The organism is Clostridium estertheticum (assembly GCF_018861295.1).
Taxonomy (GTDB): Bacteria; Bacillota; Clostridia; order Clostridiales; family Clostridiaceae; genus Clostridium_AD; species Clostridium_AD estertheticum_D.
Genome location: NZ_JAHLDM010000008.1, coordinates 143,503 through 163,606, shown reverse-complemented (window position 1 = coordinate 163,606; position 20,104 = coordinate 143,503). Strand labels below are relative to the sequence as shown.

Genomic DNA, 20,104 nt, shown 5'->3' with positions numbered 1-20,104 from the left:
TAGTATAGCAGGGTTAGATCGTTATGCTCCAATTATGAAATAAAGAAAATTGTATAAATCATTGAGTTGTTTTAAATATTGTGATAAAATTAAATAAAGTGGTAGTACCATACTACCACCAAACAATATTTCTATAAAAATTAATCAAAACAATTTTCATAAAATGGTTCTTTATAAAAAATTTAAATATACAATTGTTCTATCAAGAAAACGATTTAATAAAGTAAAAGTGTAAAGGAGAGGGAAAGTATGAATATTATTTTATGTGTAAAACAAGTTCCAGATGATTCTATTGAAATCCATTTGGATAATAAGACGAAAAAACCTAATTTAAATGGAGTCAGTTTGGTAGCAAATGCATTTGACACATATGCATTAGAGTTAGCGGTTCGTTTTACAGAAGCTAATGGAGGAAATGTTAGTGTATTAACTGTTGGAGCAGATGATTCTTTAAATACATTAAAAAATTGTCTTTCTGTAGGAGCTAAGGAAGCATTTTCTGTAAAAGATGATTTATATGCAGATTTAGACGCTAATTCCACAGCTCATGTTTTGGCAGATGCTATTCATAAAATTGAAAAAGACAAAGGTGAAAAATTTGATTTAATTCTTTGTGGAAAGGAATCCACAGATGAAATTACTGGTCAGGTAGGAGCCATACTTGCTGAAAAATTGGACACAAGCTTTGTTAGTAGCGCAATTGAAATCAATTTGAAAGAGGGTGGCTTGGAAGTTCATCAAGAAACTGAAGAAGGATATAATATAGTTTCTGTAGGATCTCCAGCTGTAGTAACAGTAAGCAAACCCAATTATGATCCACGTTATCCTAGTATTAGAACTAAGATGGCAAGTCGTAAGGCAATCATTCCAATTTATTGCGCAGCAGAAATTGGAGAGGTAAAACAAGCCAAAGTACGTTGTATTGAATATGTGCAGCCTCCTAAGAAAGAGGCTGGTATCAAGATCCAAGAGAAAGATGCGTCGCTAGCAGTAAGTGCTGCTATTGAGCAAATGAAAAAAGATAAAACAATCTAATTAAGGGGGAAAACGAAATTATGAAAGCATTATTGTTTATTGAAACAGATGGAGAAAAAGTATTAGGCGGAAGTCTTGAATTGATTAGTGCAGTAAAAGCATTAGATGCAGAAGGAACAGTTATTATAGTAGGTAACAAGGCTGCGGCAGATACAGTAGCAACTTTTGGAATTCCAGTTATTTTTGCAGAAACGGCTACAGACTGTGATACTTTGACAGAAGTATTATCACAAATTGTTAAGCAGCAAAACCCAGATATTCTTCTACTTGCAAATACAGCAATTGCTAAAGATATTGCACCACGCATTGCAGGACGTATGGACTTAGGATTTGTAAGTGATGTAATAGGAATGGATAAAACTGATGGTAAAGTTATATACACAAGGCCGGCTTATGGTGGTACAATTTTAGAACACATTGAAGTAGATGGCACAGCTGTAGTTATAGTTAGAAATGGAACTTTTTCAAAGCCAGAGACTGTTTCAAATGCAGGGGTTACAGAGAAGGAAATAGAAATTCCAGCGAGTGCTGTTAAGGCAAAAATCGTTGATACAGTAAAAGACGTTTGTGAAACTGTTAATTTAGAAGAAGCAGAGGTTATTGTTTCTGGTGGGCGTGGATTGGGAAATGTAGAAAATTTTAAACTTGTTGAAGAATTAGCACGTGTGCTTGGTGGTGAAGTAGGTGCAACAAGACCAGCAATAGAAGATGGATGGATTTGTCGTACACACCAAGTTGGACAATCGGGAAAGATTGTAGCACCAAAACTTTATATTGCATGCGGTCTTTCTGGAGCAACACAACATACATCTGGAATGACAGGTGCTAAGTATATTGTGGCAATTAATAAAGATGAGGAAGCTCCAATTTTTGAAATAGCAGATATAAGTATTATTGGAAATGTAAATGAAATTCTTCCAATTATGATTGAAGAAATGAAAAAAGTAAAAGCAAAATAAGGAGTTTATTGCTTATGTTATCAATGAAAGAAGAAACAGCTTTATCATTTGGTAAAGCTGTGTAAGCATGGTGTATCTTTATTTTGACATCTACGATGTAAATGTTTACTTAAAATTTGTATAAATGATTGAATTGTCTTAGACATTGTGATAAACTTAAATAAAGTGGTCATACCATAGTACCAATAAATAATAGCTAGTAAGAAAAAGTTTAGAAAGGAAGGATTATTATGGCTAAGTATAATCAATTGACAGAAGAATTAATCTTACAATTACAGGAGGCAGCTCCAGGACATATTTTAACTGGTGACGATATAAATGAAGATTATTCCCATGATGAAATGCCTATATATGGGAAAAAAGCTCCGCAAGTTGTATTTATTGCGCACTCTACAGAGGAAGTTGCTGCAGTAGTGAAAATATGTAATGAAAATAAGATACCAGTAACTCCAAGAGGAGCAGGAACAGGACTTGCAGGAGGAGCAGTTCCACTACTCGGAGGAGTTTTGATTGATCTTACAAAGATGAATAAAATACTTTCTTATGACTTAGAAAATTTTGTTGTTCATGTAGAGGCAGGAGTACTTCTCAAGGATCTTGCAGAGGATTGTGCAAAACAAGGATTACTTTATGCTCCAGATCCCGGTGAAAAACTCGCTTGTTTAGGCGGAAACGTTGCAACAAATGCTGGTGGAATGAGAGCTGTTAAATATGGCGCAACACGTGATTACGTACGCGCAATGACAGTTGTTCTACCAACAGGAGAAATTACTAAGTTTGGAGCTACAGTATCAAAAACAAGTTCAGGTTACAGCCTTTTGAATTTAATGATTGGTTCAGAAGGTACTCTTGGAATTATTACAGAACTTACTTTGAAAACAATTGTAGCACCAAAGGAAGTTGCAAGTTTAATTATTCCTTTTGAAAATCTAGATGATTGTATTTCTGCTGTTCCTAAATTTAAAATGGAACACATGAATCCACAAGCATTGGAATTTATGGAAAGAGAAATTGTTTTATGTAGTGAAAGATATATTGGAAAGAGTGTATTCCCTCAAGTAATTAATGGGGTAACTGCAAATGCTTATTTACTTGTTACTTTAGATGCAAGTAGTGAAGATGAATTAAATGATCTTATTGAACAAGCAAGTGAAATAGTATTAGAAGCAGGAGCAATTGATGTTCTTGTAGCTGATACACCTTCAAAAATTAAAGATGCATGGGCTGCACGTTCTAGTTTCTTAGATGCAATTCTTGCAGAAACAAAATTATTAGATGAATGTGATGTGGTAGTTCCAATAAACAAAATTGCTTCTTATCTTGCTTTTGCAAATAAGGTTGGCGAAGAGTGTGGATTAACTATTAAGAGTTTTGGACATGCAGGCGATGGAAATCTTCACATATACCAATGTAGTAATGATTTAGATGAAGCAGAATTTAAAATAAGAGTTGAGAAATTCTTTGATATTATTTATAAAGAAGCAATAGATTGTGGCGGACTTGTTTCAGGAGAACATGGAATAGGTAGTGGAAAGATCACCTATTTAGAAGAGTGCGTTGGAAAAGTAAATATGGAATTAATGAAAGGTATTAAAAAGACTTTTGATCCGAATTCTATTATGAATCCAGGTAAAGTATGCTCTCCAATAGACGGTGTCAACTAATAAAACATAATTGACAAACACAAATAAAAAAAAGAAAGGTAGGTAATTGATATGAATTTTATACAAGATGAAAATAACCAACAATTACAAGAAATGTATCGCGAATTTGCAGAGAAAGAGGTAAAACCAATCGCAAAAGAAATTGATGAAAATATGCGCTTCCCAGCAGAAAATATACCCAAAATGGCTGAAATGGGTCTACTAGGAATTCCATTTCCTGAAGAATACGGTGGAGCTGGAATGGATACATTAAGTTATGTACAATGTGTAGAAGAATTATCTAAAGTTTGTGCAACAACAGGTGTTATTGTTTCAGCACATACAAGTCTTTGTGCAACACCGATTTACACATATGGTACAGAGGAGCAAAAACAGAAATATTTAAAACCGCTTGCCTCAGGTGAAAAATTAGGTGCATTCGGATTAACAGAACCTTCTGCCGGAACTGATGCATCACTCCAAAAGACAACAGCAGTACTCGAAGGAGACCATTATGTATTAAATGGCAGCAAGATCTTTATTACTAATGCAGGATTTGCAGATATATATATTATTTTAGCTATGACAGATAAGAGTAAGGGAACAAAGGGTATTACAGCATTTATAGTTGAAAAAGATTTCCCTGGTTTTACTGTTGGAACTCATGAATTAAAGATGGGAATTAGAGGGTCTTCTACATGTGAATTATTCTTTGATAATTGCATAGTTCCAAAGGAAAATCTTTTAGGAGTAGAGGGTAAGGGATTTAGTCTTGCAATGGCAACTCTTGATGGAGGCCGTATTGGTGTTGCAGCGCAAGCTCTTGGTATTGCAGAAGGTGCAATAGAAGAAACTATAAAATATGTTAATGAACGTGTTCAATTTGGACGTACTATTTCAAAATTCCAAAATACACAATTTGAACTTGCTCAAATGCGTGCAAATACAGAAGCTTCAAAACTTTTAGTATATCAAGCTGCATGTGCAAAGGATAATCATGAAAGATTTACACATTTCGCTGCTATGGCAAAATTAGTTGCTTCTAGAAATGCAAGTGATGTAACAAGACGTTGTTTACAGTTATTTGGTGGATATGGATATTCAAGTGATTATCCAATTGAAAGAATGATGCGTGATGCAAAAATAACAGAAATTTATGAAGGAACATCAGAAGTTCAAATGATGGTCATTTCTGGATGGATGGGTGTTAAATAATATATAACTAAAATTAAATAAAAAACAGATGAAAAAAAGTTTGTGAATAAAGTGAATAATATCGTCAATGTCTTTTGTAGATGTTGGCGATATATAATATCAAGATGTAGTCGATTTCACTACTGTATCTAATCTTACTAAGTAGAGGAGATAATAAAAAATGAATATGTATTTATTATTTTTTATAGCACTTATTCCTATTGTATGGCTAATGGTATCTCTTGGTGTTTTAAAAATGCCAGGACATAAAACTTGTTCAATTACGCTTGCAATTACAATAGCACTTGCGATTATCGTTTGGAAAATGCCAATAGGTCAGGCACTTACAGCAACAGTTGAGGGTGCATCAATGGCAATTTGGCCAATAATTGTCGTAATAATAGCAGCGGTGTTTACCTATAATCTTTCTATTCATACCAAAAGTATGGATGTAATAAAGGACATGATGACAGGAATAACAACTGATAGAAGAATACTAGTTTTAATTGTTGCTTGGGGTTTTGGTGGATTTCTCGAGGCAATTGCAGGTTTTGGTACAGCAGTTGCAATACCTGCAAGTATCTTAGCCGCACTTGGGTTTGATCCGATATTTGCAGCGATAATATGTCTTATTGCAAATACAACGCCAACAGCTTTTGGAGCAATAGGACTACCTGTAACAACTCTTGCAAAGGTTGCATCAATTGATCCAGTTACTTTAAGTTATGCCGTTGGAATTCAATTATTTGCGTTAATTGTAATTTTACCATTGATACTCGTAATGCTTACAGGTAAGAGTGTGAAGGCGATAAAAGGAGTCGTGGTTATTTCTATTGCATCAGGTCTAGCTTTTGCAGTGCCAGAACTTTTAGTAGCAAAATATCTTGGAGCTGAACTTCCAGCACTAATTGGATCAATAATATGTATTATTGTAACAGTTACGATAGCTAAAATATTCTATAAAAAAACTGCAGCTAAAGATGCAGTTAATATACCTGTAAAAAGGGCTTTATTAGCTTGGGTGCCATTTATATTAATATTAGCTTTTATATTAATAACAAGTACTTTAGTTCCAGCAATAAATAAACCATTATCAGCTATAAAAACTTCAATACAAATATATACTGGTCCACATGCAAAAATCAGTACTTTTACATGGATTGCAAATCCTGGGACACTTATAATTATTGCAACATTTATAGGGGGACTTATTCAGGGAGCTAAGTCTAAGGAAATAGTAAAGGTATTCACGGATACTTGCAAGCAAATGTCTAAAACTGCAATTACAATACTTGCTATAGTTTCTCTAGCAAAGGTAATGAGTTATAGTGGAATGATAACATCTATTGCTGTGGTACTAGTTGCAGCAACCGGAGGATTTTATCCATTATTTGCACCGGTAATAGGAGCTCTTGGAACATTTGTAACTGGTAGTGATACCTCGGCTAACGTACTATTTGGGCCACTTCAAGTTGAGGTTGCAAGAAATCTTCATATGAGTCCTTATTGGTTAGCAGCAGCGAATACTGGTGGCGCGACAGCAGGTAAAATGATTTCGCCTCAAAGTATTGCAGTTGCAACGGCCGCTACTGGGATTGTAGGAGCGGAAGGTAAGATATTAAAGGCAACTTTAAAATTCTGTTTAGTATATGTATTAATTTTAGGGTTGATTGTGTACTTTGGATCAAAATTCTTTACAATGTAGGGAGGAATAAAAATGACTAAAGTGAAAATACCATATTCAAAACGTTTTTTGGAAGTTGAAATACCAGACAAAAATTTGGTGGCAATACTAGAATCAAAAGCACATGATTACAAAGTAGAAAGCACTCAGGAGGACATTGTAAATAAGGCATTAGATAATCCTATTGGAAGTGTAAAATTAGAAGAATTAGTTAAAGGTAAAAAAAACTTAGTATTAATAACTAGTGATCATACAAGACCAGTTCCTAGTAAAGTAACACTTCCAATATTACTTAGGAGAATAAGATCAGCTAACCCTAAAATTGATATAACAATATTAATTGCTACTGGTTTTCATAGACCTACAACAAGGGATGAAATGATTAATAAATTTGGACAGGAAATTGTAGATAATGAAGTTATAATAAATCATGTATCTGAGGATTATAGCAATATGGTTAGCGTTGGAATTCTCCCCTCAGGTGGAGAGCTATTGCTTAATAAATTAGCAATGGAAGCTGAACTTTTAATTTCAGAAGGATTTATAGAACCACACTTTTTTGCAGGTTTTTCAGGGGGACGAAAAAGCGTTCTTCCTGGAGTGGCATCAGCAAAGACAGTTATGGCAAATCATTGCTCTGAATTTATAGCAAGTGAGTATGCACGTTCTGGAGTTCTTTTAAATAATCCAATTCATAAGGATATGTTATACGCTGCTAAAAAAGCTAAGCTAGCATTTATATTAAATGTTGTTATTGACAGCGAGAAAAATGTTATAAATGCATTTGCAGGAGATAGTGAACTTGCACATACAGCTGGATGTAAATTTGTAATGGAACTTGCATCTGTGAAAGCTGTTAAAGCAGATATTGCAATATCAACTAATGGAGGATACCCACTAGATCAAAATATATATCAATCTGTAAAAGGTATGACAGCAGCTGAAGCAACTTGCAAGGAAAACGGAGTTATAATTATGGTATCTGCTTGTAATGATGGACATGGTGGCCAGTCTTTTTATGACAATATAGCAAATGCTAGTTGCCCACGTGAAGTTCTTGATAGGGTGATTAAAGTTGGAAGAAATGATACTGCGCCAGATCAATGGGAATTCCAAATTCTTGCACGGATATTAGATAAATTCACCGTAATCCTAGTTTCAGATATGTGTGACCCACAGATGATAAAAAAAATGCATATGCAGCATGCGTTTACATTTGAAGAAGCACTTGAAAGAGCCCTTAAGATAAAGGGTGAAGATGCTAGCATATCTGTAATACCAGATGGTGTTTCAGTAATAGTAAGATAAATATAAAAATAGTAGCAAAAGAAGAGATGATTCTTGTATTATGAACTGTAAACTAGATATTAGACACTAAAAAAAAGTGACTAGTATCTAGTTTTATTATTTTTTTGTTGTTATAATAGTATATGTATTAATATTCCATAGGTATAAATTAAAGGAAGAACAATGTGAAATTAATAACGACAAAATTCGAATAAAATTTTAAAATATCCTTGCAATTTTACAATTTTATGCTTAAAATTTAACTTAAGAGATATTAACAAAAGTGTTAGAGATGAGGGAGGGATTTAAATGAAAATTGTTCCGGTTGAAGAAGCATTAGGAATGGTATTATGCCATGATTTAACAAAAATTGTCCCAGGAGAGTTTCATGGTGTGGCATTTAAAAAAGGACATGTAATATCTGAGGAAGACATACCTAAAATGCTAGATATTGGGAAAAAGAATATTTATGTTTGGGAAATGCAAGAAGGAATGATTCATGAAAATGAAGCTGGAGAAAGAATGGCAAGAGCGGCAGCTGGGAAGGGAATAGTTTTCACGAAGCCATCAGAAGGTAAAGTCAAATTGGTGGCCGAGTGTAAAGGCTTACTTAAAATAAATATTGAAGCTTTAGAAAAAATTAATATGATAGATGAGGCAATGGTAGCAACTTTACATACTGATATTGTGGTAGATGAAGGGAGTGTGATTGCAGGTACAAGAATAATACCTCTTTTTATTGAAGATTCTAAAATTGAACAAATCGAGAATATTTGTAAAGAAGAAGGACCTATTATTTGGGTAGTGCCATTAAAAAATATGAAGGTGGGCATTGTGACCACAGGTAGTGAAGTTTATAGTGGTAGAATATCAGATAAATTTGGACCTGTCATTAAAAATAAAATTAATGACATTGGAAGTCAAGTTATCAAACAAATCATTGTAACAGACAGTGAGAGTATGATTGCCGATGCTATAAATGAATTACTTACACTAGGTGTTGACATGGTTGTTGTTACTGGAGGTATGTCAGTAGATCCTGATGATGTTACGCCTGCAGGAATAAGGAAAGCTGGAGCAAAGGTTATATCTTATGGAGCACCTGTACTTCCGGGAGCCATGTTTTTAATGGCATACATGGGTGATATACCTGTTCTTGGACTTCCAGGATGTGTTATGTACAATAAACAAACTGTATTTGATCTTATACTTCCTAAGATTTTAGCTGGTGAAATAATAAAAAGGGGAGATATTACAAAACTAGGTCATGGTGGGTTATGTGTTAATTGTGAAGTGTGTGATTTTCCAACTTGCAGTTTTGGTAAATGTTAATAAATGGGATGAGCCTTTATAAATGAAGGTTGCACCTTTTTAAATAAAGAAAGAAAAGGGGAGTTAAAATGTTAAAAAAAATACTGAATATTAATGGTCTTAAAAGAACAGTCATAGTTAGTCCAGAAATTTCACTCGCTGATGTTTTAAGAAAACAGTTATTTCTTACAGGTACCAAAGTAGGTTGTGGAAAAGGTGAGTGTGGCGCATGTAATGTAATATTAGATGGTAAAGTTGTAAGATCATGTATAGTTAGAATGAAAAGGGTACCAGATGAAGCTGAAATAACAACAATTGAAGGAATCGGATCACAGGATGATTTGCATGATATTCAATTTGCATGGATGATACATGGTGCGGCACAATGCGGATTTTGTACTCCTGGTTTTATTGTAAGTGCAAAGGCACTTTTAGATCAAAATAATAATCCTACAAGAGAAGAAGTAAGAGCTTGGTTTCAGAAAAGTAGAAATGTTTGTAGATGTACAGGATATATTCCACTCGTAGATGCAGTAATGGAAGCTGCAAAGCTTATGCGTGGAGAGGTCACAAGGAAACAATTGTGGCTAAAACTTCCAGAAGGTGCAAGTTTAGTAGGTACTGAGACAGTAAGACCTTCTGCTTGTGCAAAAGTAACAGGAACTTGGGAATTTGGAGCTGATCTTGGATTAACGCTTCCAGAGGATACTCTCCATATAAAACTTGTTCAAGCTACGGTTTCTCATGCAAATATTATATCTATTGATACTACTGAGGCTGAAACTATGCCTGGAGTATATAGAGTTTTAACTTATAAGGATGTAAAGGGAACAAACAGAATTAATGGTTTAGCCTTCCCATCAAATAAAGGTGATGGACTTGAAAGACCAATTTTAAATGACAAGAAAATTTTTCAATTTGGTGATGCAATTGCAATGGTACTAGCAGATACACCTACTCATGCAGAAGACGCCGCTAAAAAAGTTATTGTTGAAATCGAAGAATTACCAGCATATATGAGTGCACCAGCTGCTATGGCAGAAGATGCTATAGAAATTCATCCAGGGACACCAAATATATATTTTGAAACAAAGGTTGTTAAGGGCGAAGAAACTGCACCACTTATGGAAAGTCTACCATATGTTGTCGAAGATGATTTATATGTAGGAAGACAACCACATCTTCCAATAGAGCCAGATGTAGGATTTGCTTATTTCGATGAAGAAGGCAAGTTAATAATTCATTCAAAGAGTATTGCATTACATTTCCATGCTCTTATGATTGCTGAGGGTATTGGACTTCCATTAGATAAGGTAATGATTGTACAAAATCCAACAGGTGGAACTTTTGGTTATAAATTTAGTCCTACAATTGAAGCTTTACTTGCTGTTGCTGCAATGGATACAGGAAAGCCAGTATATTTAGAATTTAATATGTATCAACAAATAACTTATACTGGAAAGAGATCACCATTCTGGATGCATGTAAAATTAGGTGCAGATAAATTTGGAAAACTACAAGCGCTAGAAACAGATTGGTCTTGTGATCACGGTCCTTATTGTGAATTTGGTGACCTTGTTACAACAAGAGGATCTCAATTTATCGGTGCCGGTTACAAAATAGACAATATTCGTGGAGAAGGTCGAACTGTTGCTACAAATCATGGTTGGGGTGCAGCTTTTAGAGGGTTTGGTTCACCACAAGCTTTATTTGCATCAGAACAAATGATGGATGAGCTCGCAATCAAGATGGATGTAGATCCACTTGAACTTAGATATGATAATGCACTAAGAGAAGGGGAGGTAACTCCAAACGGTTGTAAACTTGATGTATATGTGATTCCACAATTGTTAGATAAAATCAGACCATATTACGTTAAAGCCAAGGAAAATGATAAAGAAAAAAATAAAAATAGTGTAGATAAGAAATATGGTTCTGCTATATCAGTTCTTATGTATAGTTGTGGGCTTGATGGAGCAGATTCATCAGAGGCATGGGTGGAGATAACTAAAAAGGGTGTAACTGTTGCTAACTCATGGGAAGATCATGGTCAAGGAGCAGATATGGGTACACTTACCATGGCACATGAAACATTAAGAAAAGCTGGTTATGAACCAGAAGATATCAAACTTATATTAAATGATATGAACTTTACACCTAATAGTGGTCCGGCAGGTGGAAGTCGTTCTAATGTTCTTACTGGAAATGCTACTAGAGTTGCTTGTGAAAATTTACTTGAAGGACTTAAGAAAGATGATGGAACATACAGAGATTATGATGAACAGATTGCAGAGGGAAAACCAACAAGATATGATGGAAAATGGACTGCACCATGTACTGCATGTGATGTTGAAACAGGACAAGGCGACCCATTCCCAGTTTATATGTATGGAGTTTTACTCGCAGAAGTAGAAGTAGATATGACTACTGGGAAAACTCATGTTGATAAATTAACATGTATTTCAGATGTAGGAACTATTATAAATAAACTTGTAGTTGATGGTCAGATACTTGGAGGACTTGTTCAAGGTATTGGTCTTGCATTATATGAGGATTTCGAAGATCTTAAAAAGCATACAACACTTACTGGTTGTGGAATTCCTCAGATTAAAGATGTAACTGATGATATAACATTATTATATCTTGAGACTCCAAGACCACTTGGACCTTATGGAGCAGCAGGTGCCGGTGAAATGCCGTTATCATCTCCTCATTCAGCAATCATAAGTGCAATATATAATGCTTGTGGAGTTAGAATAACACACCTTCCAGCTTATCCAGAAAAAGTTCTTGCTGGAATTAAAAAATTAAATAAATAATTATTGTTTATTAGTGGAACCTAAAGTGAAATATAAAAATTCATTTTAGGTTCCATTTAAAACAATATTGGAGGAATAACATATGGATTTAGAGAAACTTCTTTCCATGCAGAAGTTATGCATAAATGATAATCCTGCTACATGTGTTACTGAGTGCCCAATTCACGTTGATGTGAAAGCATTTATATGCGAGGTAAGAAAAGAAAATTTTGAAGAGGCATATAGGATACTGAGTAAAAGAATGCCATTTATTAATATAATAGGATTGGTTTGTGATCATCCTTGCGAAAATCTCTGCGTAACTAATATTAATGGAAATGCTATCTCAATTCATGAGCTTGAAAAGGCAGTTATAATTTATGGTGGTGGTGCAAAAATCAAAACACTCCCTATACCTAAGATTGATAAAAAAATTGCGGTTATTGGTGGCGGTATAAGTGGAATTACTTGTGCTTATGACCTTAATAAAAAAGGGTATAGTGTTGATATATATGAAAAAGAAAATGAAATAGGTGGATCACTTTTAAAAATGCCTGAAATAATACTTAATCCAAAACTAATTAAAGAAGAAGTTATTAAATTAGAAAAGCAAGGCATTGAAATAAAATTAAACCAAGAAATTACTCCTGAAAAATTAAAAGGCCTCACTCTGGATTATGATGCAGTTTTTATTGGCAGCGGAGAATGGAATGAGAAATTCTCCGTAAATGAAGTGACTATGCAAACAGAAATAGAAAAAGTTTTTGCTGGTGGACGAATAGTTAGCGGATGTGAATCTGTTATACAGTCAGTACAAACAGGAAGATGCGCAGCAGTGTCTATAGATAGATTTGTATATAAAAAATCTCTTACAGCACTTAGAGCAAAAGAAGGGGCTTACAAAAGTATTCTTAAGGTAGATATGGAAAACGAGGAAATATCACCGAGAATAAAGCCTGAAAATGTTGCTTTTACAAAGCAGGAAGCAATTAATGAAGCTCTAAGATGTGTTCAATGTGAATGCCATAAATGTGTTAAAGCTTGTGTTCATCTCCAAAAGGTGAAATTGGATCCTAAAGCGTATATAAGAACCATAAACCAAAATGAACGTATTATTCTTGGAGATCATTATGCAAATAAAACAATAAATTCTTGCACAGAGTGTGGTCTATGTGGAGCTGTATGCCCTACTTCCATAAATATGGCAGATATAATCAAAGAAACAAGGATAAGCATGGTTTCTAGAAATAAAATGCCACTTTCAACTCATGATTTTGCTTTAAAAGACATGGAATTTACTAATAGTAAATATTTTGAATTAATAAAACATCAACCTGGCATGAATAATAGTAAGTACGTGTTTTACCCTGGGTGTCAACTAAGTGCCAGTTATTCAGAGTATGTTATTAAATCATATAATTATTTAATGGAAAAACTTGATGGTGGTGTTGGATTATATTTAGGGTGTTGTGGGGCACCGGCTAAGTGGGCAGGTAGGCAAGAACAATATGATAGTAGTATAGAAAAAATTAAATCAAATTTAGAAAAGTTAGGTAACCCTATTGTCATAACAGCATGTTCTACATGTTTTAGTAATTTTGGAGAAAGTTTAAAGAATATAAGAATTAAGTCTCTTTGGGAGGTATTCGATGAAAAAGGTATTCCACTTGGTGCTAAATCGGGAAATGGTAAAACATTAGCTGTACATGATGCATGTACCACTAGAAATGAGAAGGGGATTCAAGAGAGTATAAGAAATATTGCTAAAAGGCTCCATTATGAAATTAAAGAGCCAGAGTTTACAAAGGAAAGGACTAAATGTTGTGGTTATGGAGGGCTTGTATATTATACAAATAAGGAGTTTAGCAGGGAAGTAACTCAGGACAGAATAAAGGATTCAGAGAATGATTTTCTTGCTTATTGTGCTATGTGTAGAGATCTATTTGTATTAAAAGGGAAAAAGACTTATCATATATTAGATCTTATATATGGAAGTGGTAAAGAGGAAATTTCAGACATGAAAGTTCCAACATTATCTGATAGGAGAGCAAATAGATTTAAGCTTAAGAAAGAATTACTAGATAATTTATGGGGTGAGAAAATGGAAATAAAGGATGAATACAACGACTTAAAAATAGTTATTGGACAGGAATTAAGAGATAAGATTGAAGATGAGCTTATTCTTGAGGGAGATATTAAGAGAGTAATAGGTTATGCAGAGAAATCTAATGATAGTTTCTATAATCCGGAAAATGGTCACATTCTTGCATGGAAAAGGTTTGTAAATATAACCTTCTGGGTAGAGTACCAAAAGGTAAATGATAGCTTTAATATTATTAATGCTTACAGCCATAGAATGGAAGTAAAGGGGGTATGACTATGAAACAAGATAACAAAAATAAAAAAAGTGTATGGGTTTGTTCTAAGTGTGGGGGCAATCTTGAGGAGGGACCTGTGAAAGCAGAGTACCTTGGAGGAAATTTTGAGATTGAATTACTTGAGTGCCCTAAATGTAAAAATGTTCTAATAACGCAGGAGCTGGCAGCTGGTCAAATGCTTGAAGTAGAAAAGAGTTTGGAGGACAAATGAAAGGCTGCTCAGTTTTTGAGAATGAAGATATGATAAGAGCAACAGGAGATACTCTAAGGCCAGGTGGAGTTTTTCTTACTGATAGAGCTGTTAAAATATGTTACTTTAAATTTAATGATAAAATTTTAGACGTTGGTTGTGGAATGGGAGTAACAGTGGAAAGGCTTAAAAGACTATACAAGCTAAATGCTTTTGGGGTTGATCCTTCATTAAAGTTATTGGAGCTTGGCAAAGGTAAGTATGGTAATCATCAAATAGATTTTGGGAGAGGAGAAAAATTGCCTCATAAAAATGAATTTTTTAAGGGGGTTATGGCTGAGTGTACTATGTCCCTTATGGATGATTTTGAGGAGACAATAAGGGAAAGCTATAGAGTCCTTGAAAATGATGGATATTTTATTGTATCAGATGTCTATGCAAGAAGACCAGAATACCTTGAAGAAGTGCAAAAACATGATATCAATAGTTGTATGAGGGGCCTTTTTAATGTAGATATATTAAAAGATGTTATTGTAAGTGTTGGTTTTGAAATAATATGTTTTGAGGATTGGACGGATTTGCTTAGGCAACTTATGGTGGAAATAATATTTAAATATGGTTCAATGGCAAAATTCTGGGAAGTAGCAACTTGTAATAGCTGTGGTGATTTTCAAGAAAAACTTACGTTATGCAAACCAGGATATTTTTTGCTTATTGCTAAGAAAAAATAGTGGAGGGATTATAATGGGGGCAGATGCATTTAGAATGTTTAAATTAGCGAATTCTGGATATTGTTGTAGTCAAATACTTATAATTATGTATCTTGAGAGTAATGGAATTGAAAATGTTCCACTAGTAAAGGCTATGTCTGGGCTTTGCGCAGGAGTAGGGAATACTGGAAAGACTTGTGGCATTGTTACTGGAGGAGCATGTCTATTTGGAATTTACGCAGGGAAAGGTATAGATACTCAAACTCGTGATGGTAATTTAAAAGGGATGATTCAAAAATATGTAGAATGGTTTGAAGAGGAGTTTGAAAGCACTCAGTGTGTTGATATGATAACAGTAGACGTCCTTAATGATATGAATCATAATGAGGCTTATCCAATAAAATGTGGTAATGCGATTCAAAAATCTTACAATAAAATCGCTGAGATCTTAAAAGAATATAGTTATATAGGATGAGAGGGTATGTAAAGTGAATGAAATAATAAAAGAAACACAAAGTATTTGTCCGGTGTGTTTAAAAATAGTCAAGGCTACCGTAGTTAAAGAATGCGACGACTTATATTTAACTAAAAATTGTGAAGAGCATGGCTTTTTTAAGACTGTTATTTGGAGGGGTAAGCCAAGTTATGACTCTTGGAAAAGAAACAAGAGCCCAGCTTATCCAATGGTGCCATATACTAAGGTAGAAAAGGGGTGTCCCCATGACTGCGGGCTATGTAGTGAGCATCGTCAACATACTTGCACGGTACTTATTGAAGTAACCTCAAGGTGTAATTTGAGCTGCGAATTTTGTTTTGCCGATGCACATGGAAATGGAACTGACCCAGATATGGGAACTATAGAAATGTGGTACTCGAGAATTATTGAAGCCGGTGGCCCTTATAATCTTCAGATTTCTGGAGGAGAACCTACGATGCGGGAAGATCTTCATGAGATTATATCTAAAGCAACAAACATGGGTTTTAAATTTATCCAGTTAAACACAAATGGTATTAACCTCAAAGATTATAGTTATTATGAAAAACTAAAAAAGGCAGGGCTCAAATCAATTTTTCTACAGTTTAATTCTAAAGATACAATACAGGATAAACTAAAAGTTATAGAATATAGTGCAAAATTAGGGATTGGTGTAATTCTTGTATGCACAGTGGTGCCTAATAAAAATGATAATATTCTCTGGGATATTATTGAGTTTGGATTAAAAAATTCGCCAACTGTAAGAGGGGTGCATTTTCAACCAGTAAGCTATTTTGGTAGAATACCTAAGTTGCCGGAAGATAAAGATAGAATTACTCTTCCAGAAGTTATATCTAAAATAGTCCAGCAGAGTGATTATAAAATTAAGCTTTTAGATTTTGCTCCTTCTGGTTGTGAAAATGCATATTGTTCTTTTCATGCTAATTACATATCAGTAGATGGAAAACTGATTACCGTAAGTAAAAAAAGTGAATGCTGTGGTGAAGAAAATGGCAAAGAAGGGTCAAAAAAATCAAAAAGATTCGTTGAGAGAAATTGGTCCGGAGTGAAAATAAACAAATACATACCAAAGAAAAATTCATTTGAAGAATTGAATCAGAAGATAAAAAATGGCTTTTTCAGTATATCAGGTATGGCATTTCAAGATGCTTGGAATGTAGATACGCAGAGGTTAAAGGATTGTTGTATTCATATTGTTAGTAAAGAGGGCAATTTAATTCCATTTTGTGCATACAATATTACTACCTTAGACCAAAAAAAATTATATAGATAGGAAGAGAGAGGATTACATGAAAAACTATGCTGCTATAATACTTGCAGCAGGATATTCGACAAGGATGGGGAGCTTTAAACCAATAATTAATTTGGCTGGTAAAACTCCACTTCAAAGATGTATAGAACTTTTCAAAAACTGCGGAATAAATGATATTATTGTAGTTACAGGCTATTTGAATGATCGTATAGAAAAGGAATTGTGTGATATTAAAATTGGATTAAACGATATTAAGGTTGTAATCAATGATAAATATAGTGAAGGTATGTACTCATCAATAATAGCTGGAGTAGAATCACTTACAAAGGAAACAGATGCGTTTTTTATATTACCTGTAGATATCCCTTCCGTGAGAGATCACACTGTTAAGAAAATGATGGAAAGTTATGATAAAATTAAAGGTGGCATATTATTTCCTATATTCGAAAAGGAAACAGGTCATCCCACATTAGTTCCATACTCACTAACGCAAGAAATAATAAATAGTAATCCTAAAGGAGGATTAAGAGAATTATTCAATAAGCATAAAAAACAGTGGTATTATGAGACAGTTGCTGATAGGGGTGTTTTACTTGATATGGATACTAAAGAAGATTTTAAAGTTCTTTTAGAGCATCTTTCGGTATATCCCTGTCCTGATTATAAAGAATGTATGGAGATATTAAGATTATGTAATGTAAAACTAGAAACAATAAATCATATGAAGAGAGTAGCTGAATTTGCAAAGGGAGTGTCACTTTTACTTAATGCTAATGGATATAAGTTAAACATAAATTGTATTTATGCTGGTGCACTACTTCATGATGTAGCTAAGGGATCGAAAAACCATGCTTTGCGAGGAGCAAAAATTGTTGAAGGTTTTGGATATAAGTGCCCAATGGAAATTATTAATGAACATATGTCGCTAAAGACTAAATATGAAATAGGTGAAAAAGAAATAGTTTATCTTTGCGATAAACTATTTAATGGGGAAACACTAGTCACATTAAAGGAAAGATTTGAAGACTCATTTAGTAGATATAAGGATGTGCCAGATATTTTTGAAAAAGTAAATGAAAAATATATTAATGCAAAAATACTTAAGGAAAAAGTTGAAAGTATATTAGGGGCAAAACTAGAAAACATTAGTGATAAGTTTTGAAAAGAAATATTTATATCTTAAGACATGGAGAAACTGAATATGGAAGAGAAAAAAGGTATTTGGGACATACAGATTGCGGGCTTTCTGTTAAGGGGATAAATGATGCAAAGCAATTAGCCTGCATTTTTATGGAGAGTGGAGTAATTATTAACAATATTTTCAGTAGTGATCTAATTAGGTGCAAGAGTACTGTAAATATTGCCTTTCCAGATCGAGAAGTGACTTTTTTAGAAGAACTTAGAGAAATAAATATGGGGAATTTAGATGGATTAACTTTTGATGAAGTAAAAAATAAAGATCCAGAAGTTTATAAAAAAAGAGGAGAAAACATAGCGGACTTTACACCTCTTAATGGTGAATCATTTAGATCTTGTCAGCAAAGGGCAATAAAGATTCTTAATTATATAATTTATTCTACAAAAGGGAATGTTGTTATTTGTAGTCATGCAGGTTTTATTAGAGCATTGCTTTGTAACCTTTTAAACTTAGATTTAAAGGATCTTTTTAATATAAAGCAAGATTATGGATGTATTAATATTATAAATTTTGATGAATCTAATTTTTTTGTAGAAGGGATCAATCTCAAAACTTTGTCTATTGAGGGCAGAGGAAAGCTTGAATAGATAAGTAATATGGAGTGTGTAATATGCTTAAAACACTATATGAAAAATGGATGGAAGATAGAATCCTTATGGAAACTGGTGATAAAAAACTTTCTGAGGAAAGCTTAAAATTATATCAATTAGGGGAAATTAGGAAGGTTATTAATCTCTCAAAAGAAAGCAAGTTTTATGGGAAAAAATTAAAAAATATATTTAGTGATGAGATTAAATCGTTTGAAGATTTTAAAAAAGTACCTTTTACTACTTCAGATGATTTAGCGGAAAATCCAAAAAGTTTTTTATGTACAACACTTGACCAAATTTCAAGGATTGTAACAATGACTTCTTCGGGAACTACGGGAAATCCTAAAAGAATTTTTTTTACTGAAAATGATCTTAAAGCTACATCCGATTTTTTTAAATACGGTATGCTTAATATTGTAACTCCAGGTCAAAGAGTACTTATATTTATGCCAGGAAAAAGTTCCCATAGTATAGGTCAACTTTTAAAGGAAGGACTTAATGAAGCAGGCTGTGAGGGAATTATATATGGACCTGTGTTTAATGTTTGGGATGCTTTAGAAACAATAAAATCAAAAAACATTGATTGTATTGTAGGGTTACCAATTCAAGTATTTTATCTCGCAAAAATTAAACTCACTGATGTTAGGTATAAAAATTTGAAACTAAAAAGCGTCCTTTTAAGTGGAGACTATGTGCCAAGAACATTATGTATTGCTGTGAGTAGTGCCTTTAGTTGTCAAGTATTTACTCATTATGGAATGACTGAGATGGGGTATGGAGGCGGAGTGGAATGTAGTGCTATAAATGGATACCATATGCGAGATGTGGATTTATACACTGAAATCATTGATCCAGTAACTGGGCGAAATGTTAAAGAGGGTAGTTATGGTGAAGTGGTAATTACAACGTTTAGGAGAGAAGCAATGCCACTTATAAGGTACAGAACTGGAGATATTGCTAGGTTATTGCCTAAAAATTGTTCTTGTAGTAATATATTTAAAAGAATGGATTATGTAAAAGGAAGAGTTAACGAATATTTAAAGTTAAAAGATGGGAAGCTTCTTTCTATAGGAATGATTGATGAAGTTATGTTTGGAATTGATAATGTGCTTGATTACACAGTTAGCATTAATGATGGAGAAAATAGAGTGCTTAGTATAAGCGTAAAGCCAGTAAACCCGCAAATACCTATAAAATTTAATAACATTAAAAATTGCATTAGGCAAGATAAGTACTTAGGTTTATTAATGGAAAATAACAACATATCCATAGAATTTGGTGGCTTACTTAACAATATTGAAATTAGTAATGGAATGACTAAACGAAAATTATATCGTTTAAATTAAAATAGGACCCATGGCAATTAACGAATTACCATG

16 protein-coding genes are annotated in these 20,104 nt (G+C 33.6%); all 16 read left to right on the top strand.

Going from position 1 to position 20,104, the window contains the following annotated elements:
• The first annotated feature begins 249 nt into the window (after nt 1-249).
• Nucleotides 250-1,035: an electron transfer flavoprotein subunit beta/FixA family protein gene (locus KPL54_RS10465; protein WP_216106520.1), complete on the top strand. Its 786-nt coding sequence runs from the start codon at nt 250-252 to the stop codon at nt 1,033-1,035.
• A gap of 20 nt (nt 1,036-1,055) precedes the next feature.
• Complete coding sequence (locus KPL54_RS10460) at nt 1,056-1,994, top strand: electron transfer flavoprotein subunit alpha/FixB family protein (protein ID WP_216106519.1); 939 nt, start codon at nt 1,056-1,058, stop codon at nt 1,992-1,994.
• Nucleotides 1,995-2,224: 230 nt separating this feature from the next.
• Entirely contained in the window at nt 2,225-3,658 is a 1,434-nt protein-coding gene (locus KPL54_RS10455; protein WP_216106518.1) for an FAD-binding oxidoreductase, read from the top strand.
• 51 nt (nt 3,659-3,709) lie between these two features.
• Entirely contained in the window at nt 3,710-4,852 is a 1,143-nt protein-coding gene (locus KPL54_RS10450) for an acyl-CoA dehydrogenase (protein ID WP_216106517.1), read from the top strand.
• Between the two features lie 160 nt (nt 4,853-5,012).
• The gene (locus tag KPL54_RS10445) at nt 5,013-6,536 is read left to right on the top strand and encodes an L-lactate permease (protein WP_216106516.1); all 1,524 of its coding nucleotides are present in this window, start codon (nt 5,013-5,015) and stop codon (nt 6,534-6,536) included.
• A gap of 12 nt (nt 6,537-6,548) precedes the next feature.
• Nucleotides 6,549-7,823 (top strand): nickel-dependent lactate racemase, encoded by a 1,275-nt coding sequence (larA, locus tag KPL54_RS10440; RefSeq protein ID WP_216106515.1) that lies wholly within the window; start codon nt 6,549-6,551, stop codon nt 7,821-7,823.
• A 288-nt stretch (nt 7,824-8,111) separates the two neighbouring features.
• On the top strand, nt 8,112-9,134 hold the full coding sequence (locus tag KPL54_RS10435) for a molybdopterin-binding protein (protein WP_216106514.1): 1,023 nt from the start codon (nt 8,112-8,114) through the stop codon (nt 9,132-9,134).
• 68 nt (nt 9,135-9,202) lie between these two features.
• Complete coding sequence (locus tag KPL54_RS10430) at nt 9,203-11,932, top strand: molybdopterin-dependent aldehyde oxidoreductase (RefSeq protein WP_216106513.1); 2,730 nt, start codon at nt 9,203-9,205, stop codon at nt 11,930-11,932.
• Between the two features lie 82 nt (nt 11,933-12,014).
• Nucleotides 12,015-14,288 (top strand): pyridine nucleotide-disulfide oxidoreductase/dicluster-binding protein, encoded by a 2,274-nt coding sequence (locus tag KPL54_RS10425; RefSeq protein WP_216106512.1) that lies wholly within the window; start codon nt 12,015-12,017, stop codon nt 14,286-14,288.
• A 2-nt stretch (nt 14,289-14,290) separates the two neighbouring features.
• A complete protein-coding gene (locus KPL54_RS10420; protein WP_071611916.1) occupies nt 14,291-14,500 on the top strand; it encodes a DVU_1557 family redox protein in 210 nt (69 codons plus the stop codon).
• Nucleotides 14,497-15,210, top strand: a complete 714-nt coding sequence (trsM, locus tag KPL54_RS10415; RefSeq protein WP_216106511.1) for a DVU_1556 family methyltransferase — start codon at nt 14,497-14,499, stop codon at nt 15,208-15,210. Before KPL54_RS10420 ends, trsM begins: the two co-directional genes overlap by 4 nt.
• Nucleotides 15,211-15,223: 13 nt before the next feature.
• On the top strand, nt 15,224-15,664 hold the full coding sequence (locus KPL54_RS10410; RefSeq protein WP_216106510.1) for a DVU_1555 family C-GCAxxG-C-C protein: 441 nt from the start codon (nt 15,224-15,226) through the stop codon (nt 15,662-15,664).
• A 13-nt stretch (nt 15,665-15,677) separates the two neighbouring features.
• Nucleotides 15,678-16,958 (top strand): radical SAM (seleno)protein TrsS, encoded by a 1,281-nt coding sequence (trsS, locus tag KPL54_RS10405; RefSeq protein WP_216106509.1) that lies wholly within the window; start codon nt 15,678-15,680, stop codon nt 16,956-16,958.
• Nucleotides 16,959-16,974: 16 nt separating this feature from the next.
• Nucleotides 16,975-18,099: a DVU_1551 family NTP transferase gene (locus KPL54_RS10400; protein WP_216106508.1), complete on the top strand. Its 1,125-nt coding sequence runs from the start codon at nt 16,975-16,977 to the stop codon at nt 18,097-18,099.
• Nucleotides 18,096-18,722, top strand: coding sequence for a histidine phosphatase family protein (locus KPL54_RS10395; protein WP_216106507.1), 627 nt, complete (start codon nt 18,096-18,098; stop codon nt 18,720-18,722). The genes KPL54_RS10400 and KPL54_RS10395 overlap by 4 nt, the downstream gene beginning before the upstream one ends.
• A 23-nt stretch (nt 18,723-18,745) precedes the next feature.
• Complete coding sequence (locus KPL54_RS10390; protein WP_216106506.1) at nt 18,746-20,071, top strand: DVU_1553 family AMP-dependent CoA ligase; 1,326 nt, start codon at nt 18,746-18,748, stop codon at nt 20,069-20,071.
• Nucleotides 20,072-20,104 lie beyond the last annotated feature (33 nt).

Excerpts from the sequence above, each read along its gene's own strand:
- KPL54_RS10455 (WP_216106518.1), top strand. The coding sequence starts at position 2,225 with ATGGCTAAGTATAATCAATTGACAGAAGAATTAATCTTACAATTACAG.
- KPL54_RS10410 (WP_216106510.1), top strand. The coding sequence starts at position 15,224 with ATGGGGGCAGATGCATTTAGAATGTTTAAATTAGCGAATTCTGGATAT.
- KPL54_RS10435 (WP_216106514.1), top strand. The coding sequence starts at position 8,112 with ATGAAAATTGTTCCGGTTGAAGAAGCATTAGGAATGGTATTATGCCAT.
- KPL54_RS10425 (WP_216106512.1), top strand. The coding sequence starts at position 12,015 with ATGGATTTAGAGAAACTTCTTTCCATGCAGAAGTTATGCATAAATGAT.
- larA (WP_216106515.1), top strand. The coding sequence starts at position 6,549 with ATGACTAAAGTGAAAATACCATATTCAAAACGTTTTTTGGAAGTTGAA.
- KPL54_RS10390 (WP_216106506.1), top strand. The coding sequence starts at position 18,746 with ATGCTTAAAACACTATATGAAAAATGGATGGAAGATAGAATCCTTATG.
- KPL54_RS10430 (WP_216106513.1), top strand. The coding sequence starts at position 9,203 with ATGTTAAAAAAAATACTGAATATTAATGGTCTTAAAAGAACAGTCATA.
- KPL54_RS10420 (WP_071611916.1), top strand. The coding sequence starts at position 14,291 with ATGAAACAAGATAACAAAAATAAAAAAAGTGTATGGGTTTGTTCTAAG.
- KPL54_RS10445 (WP_216106516.1), top strand. The coding sequence starts at position 5,013 with ATGAATATGTATTTATTATTTTTTATAGCACTTATTCCTATTGTATGG.
- KPL54_RS10460 (WP_216106519.1), top strand. The coding sequence starts at position 1,056 with ATGAAAGCATTATTGTTTATTGAAACAGATGGAGAAAAAGTATTAGGC.
- KPL54_RS10450 (WP_216106517.1), top strand. The coding sequence starts at position 3,710 with ATGAATTTTATACAAGATGAAAATAACCAACAATTACAAGAAATGTAT.
- trsM (WP_216106511.1), top strand. The coding sequence starts at position 14,497 with ATGAAAGGCTGCTCAGTTTTTGAGAATGAAGATATGATAAGAGCAACA.
- KPL54_RS10465 (WP_216106520.1), top strand. The coding sequence starts at position 250 with ATGAATATTATTTTATGTGTAAAACAAGTTCCAGATGATTCTATTGAA.
- KPL54_RS10400 (WP_216106508.1), top strand. The coding sequence starts at position 16,975 with ATGAAAAACTATGCTGCTATAATACTTGCAGCAGGATATTCGACAAGG.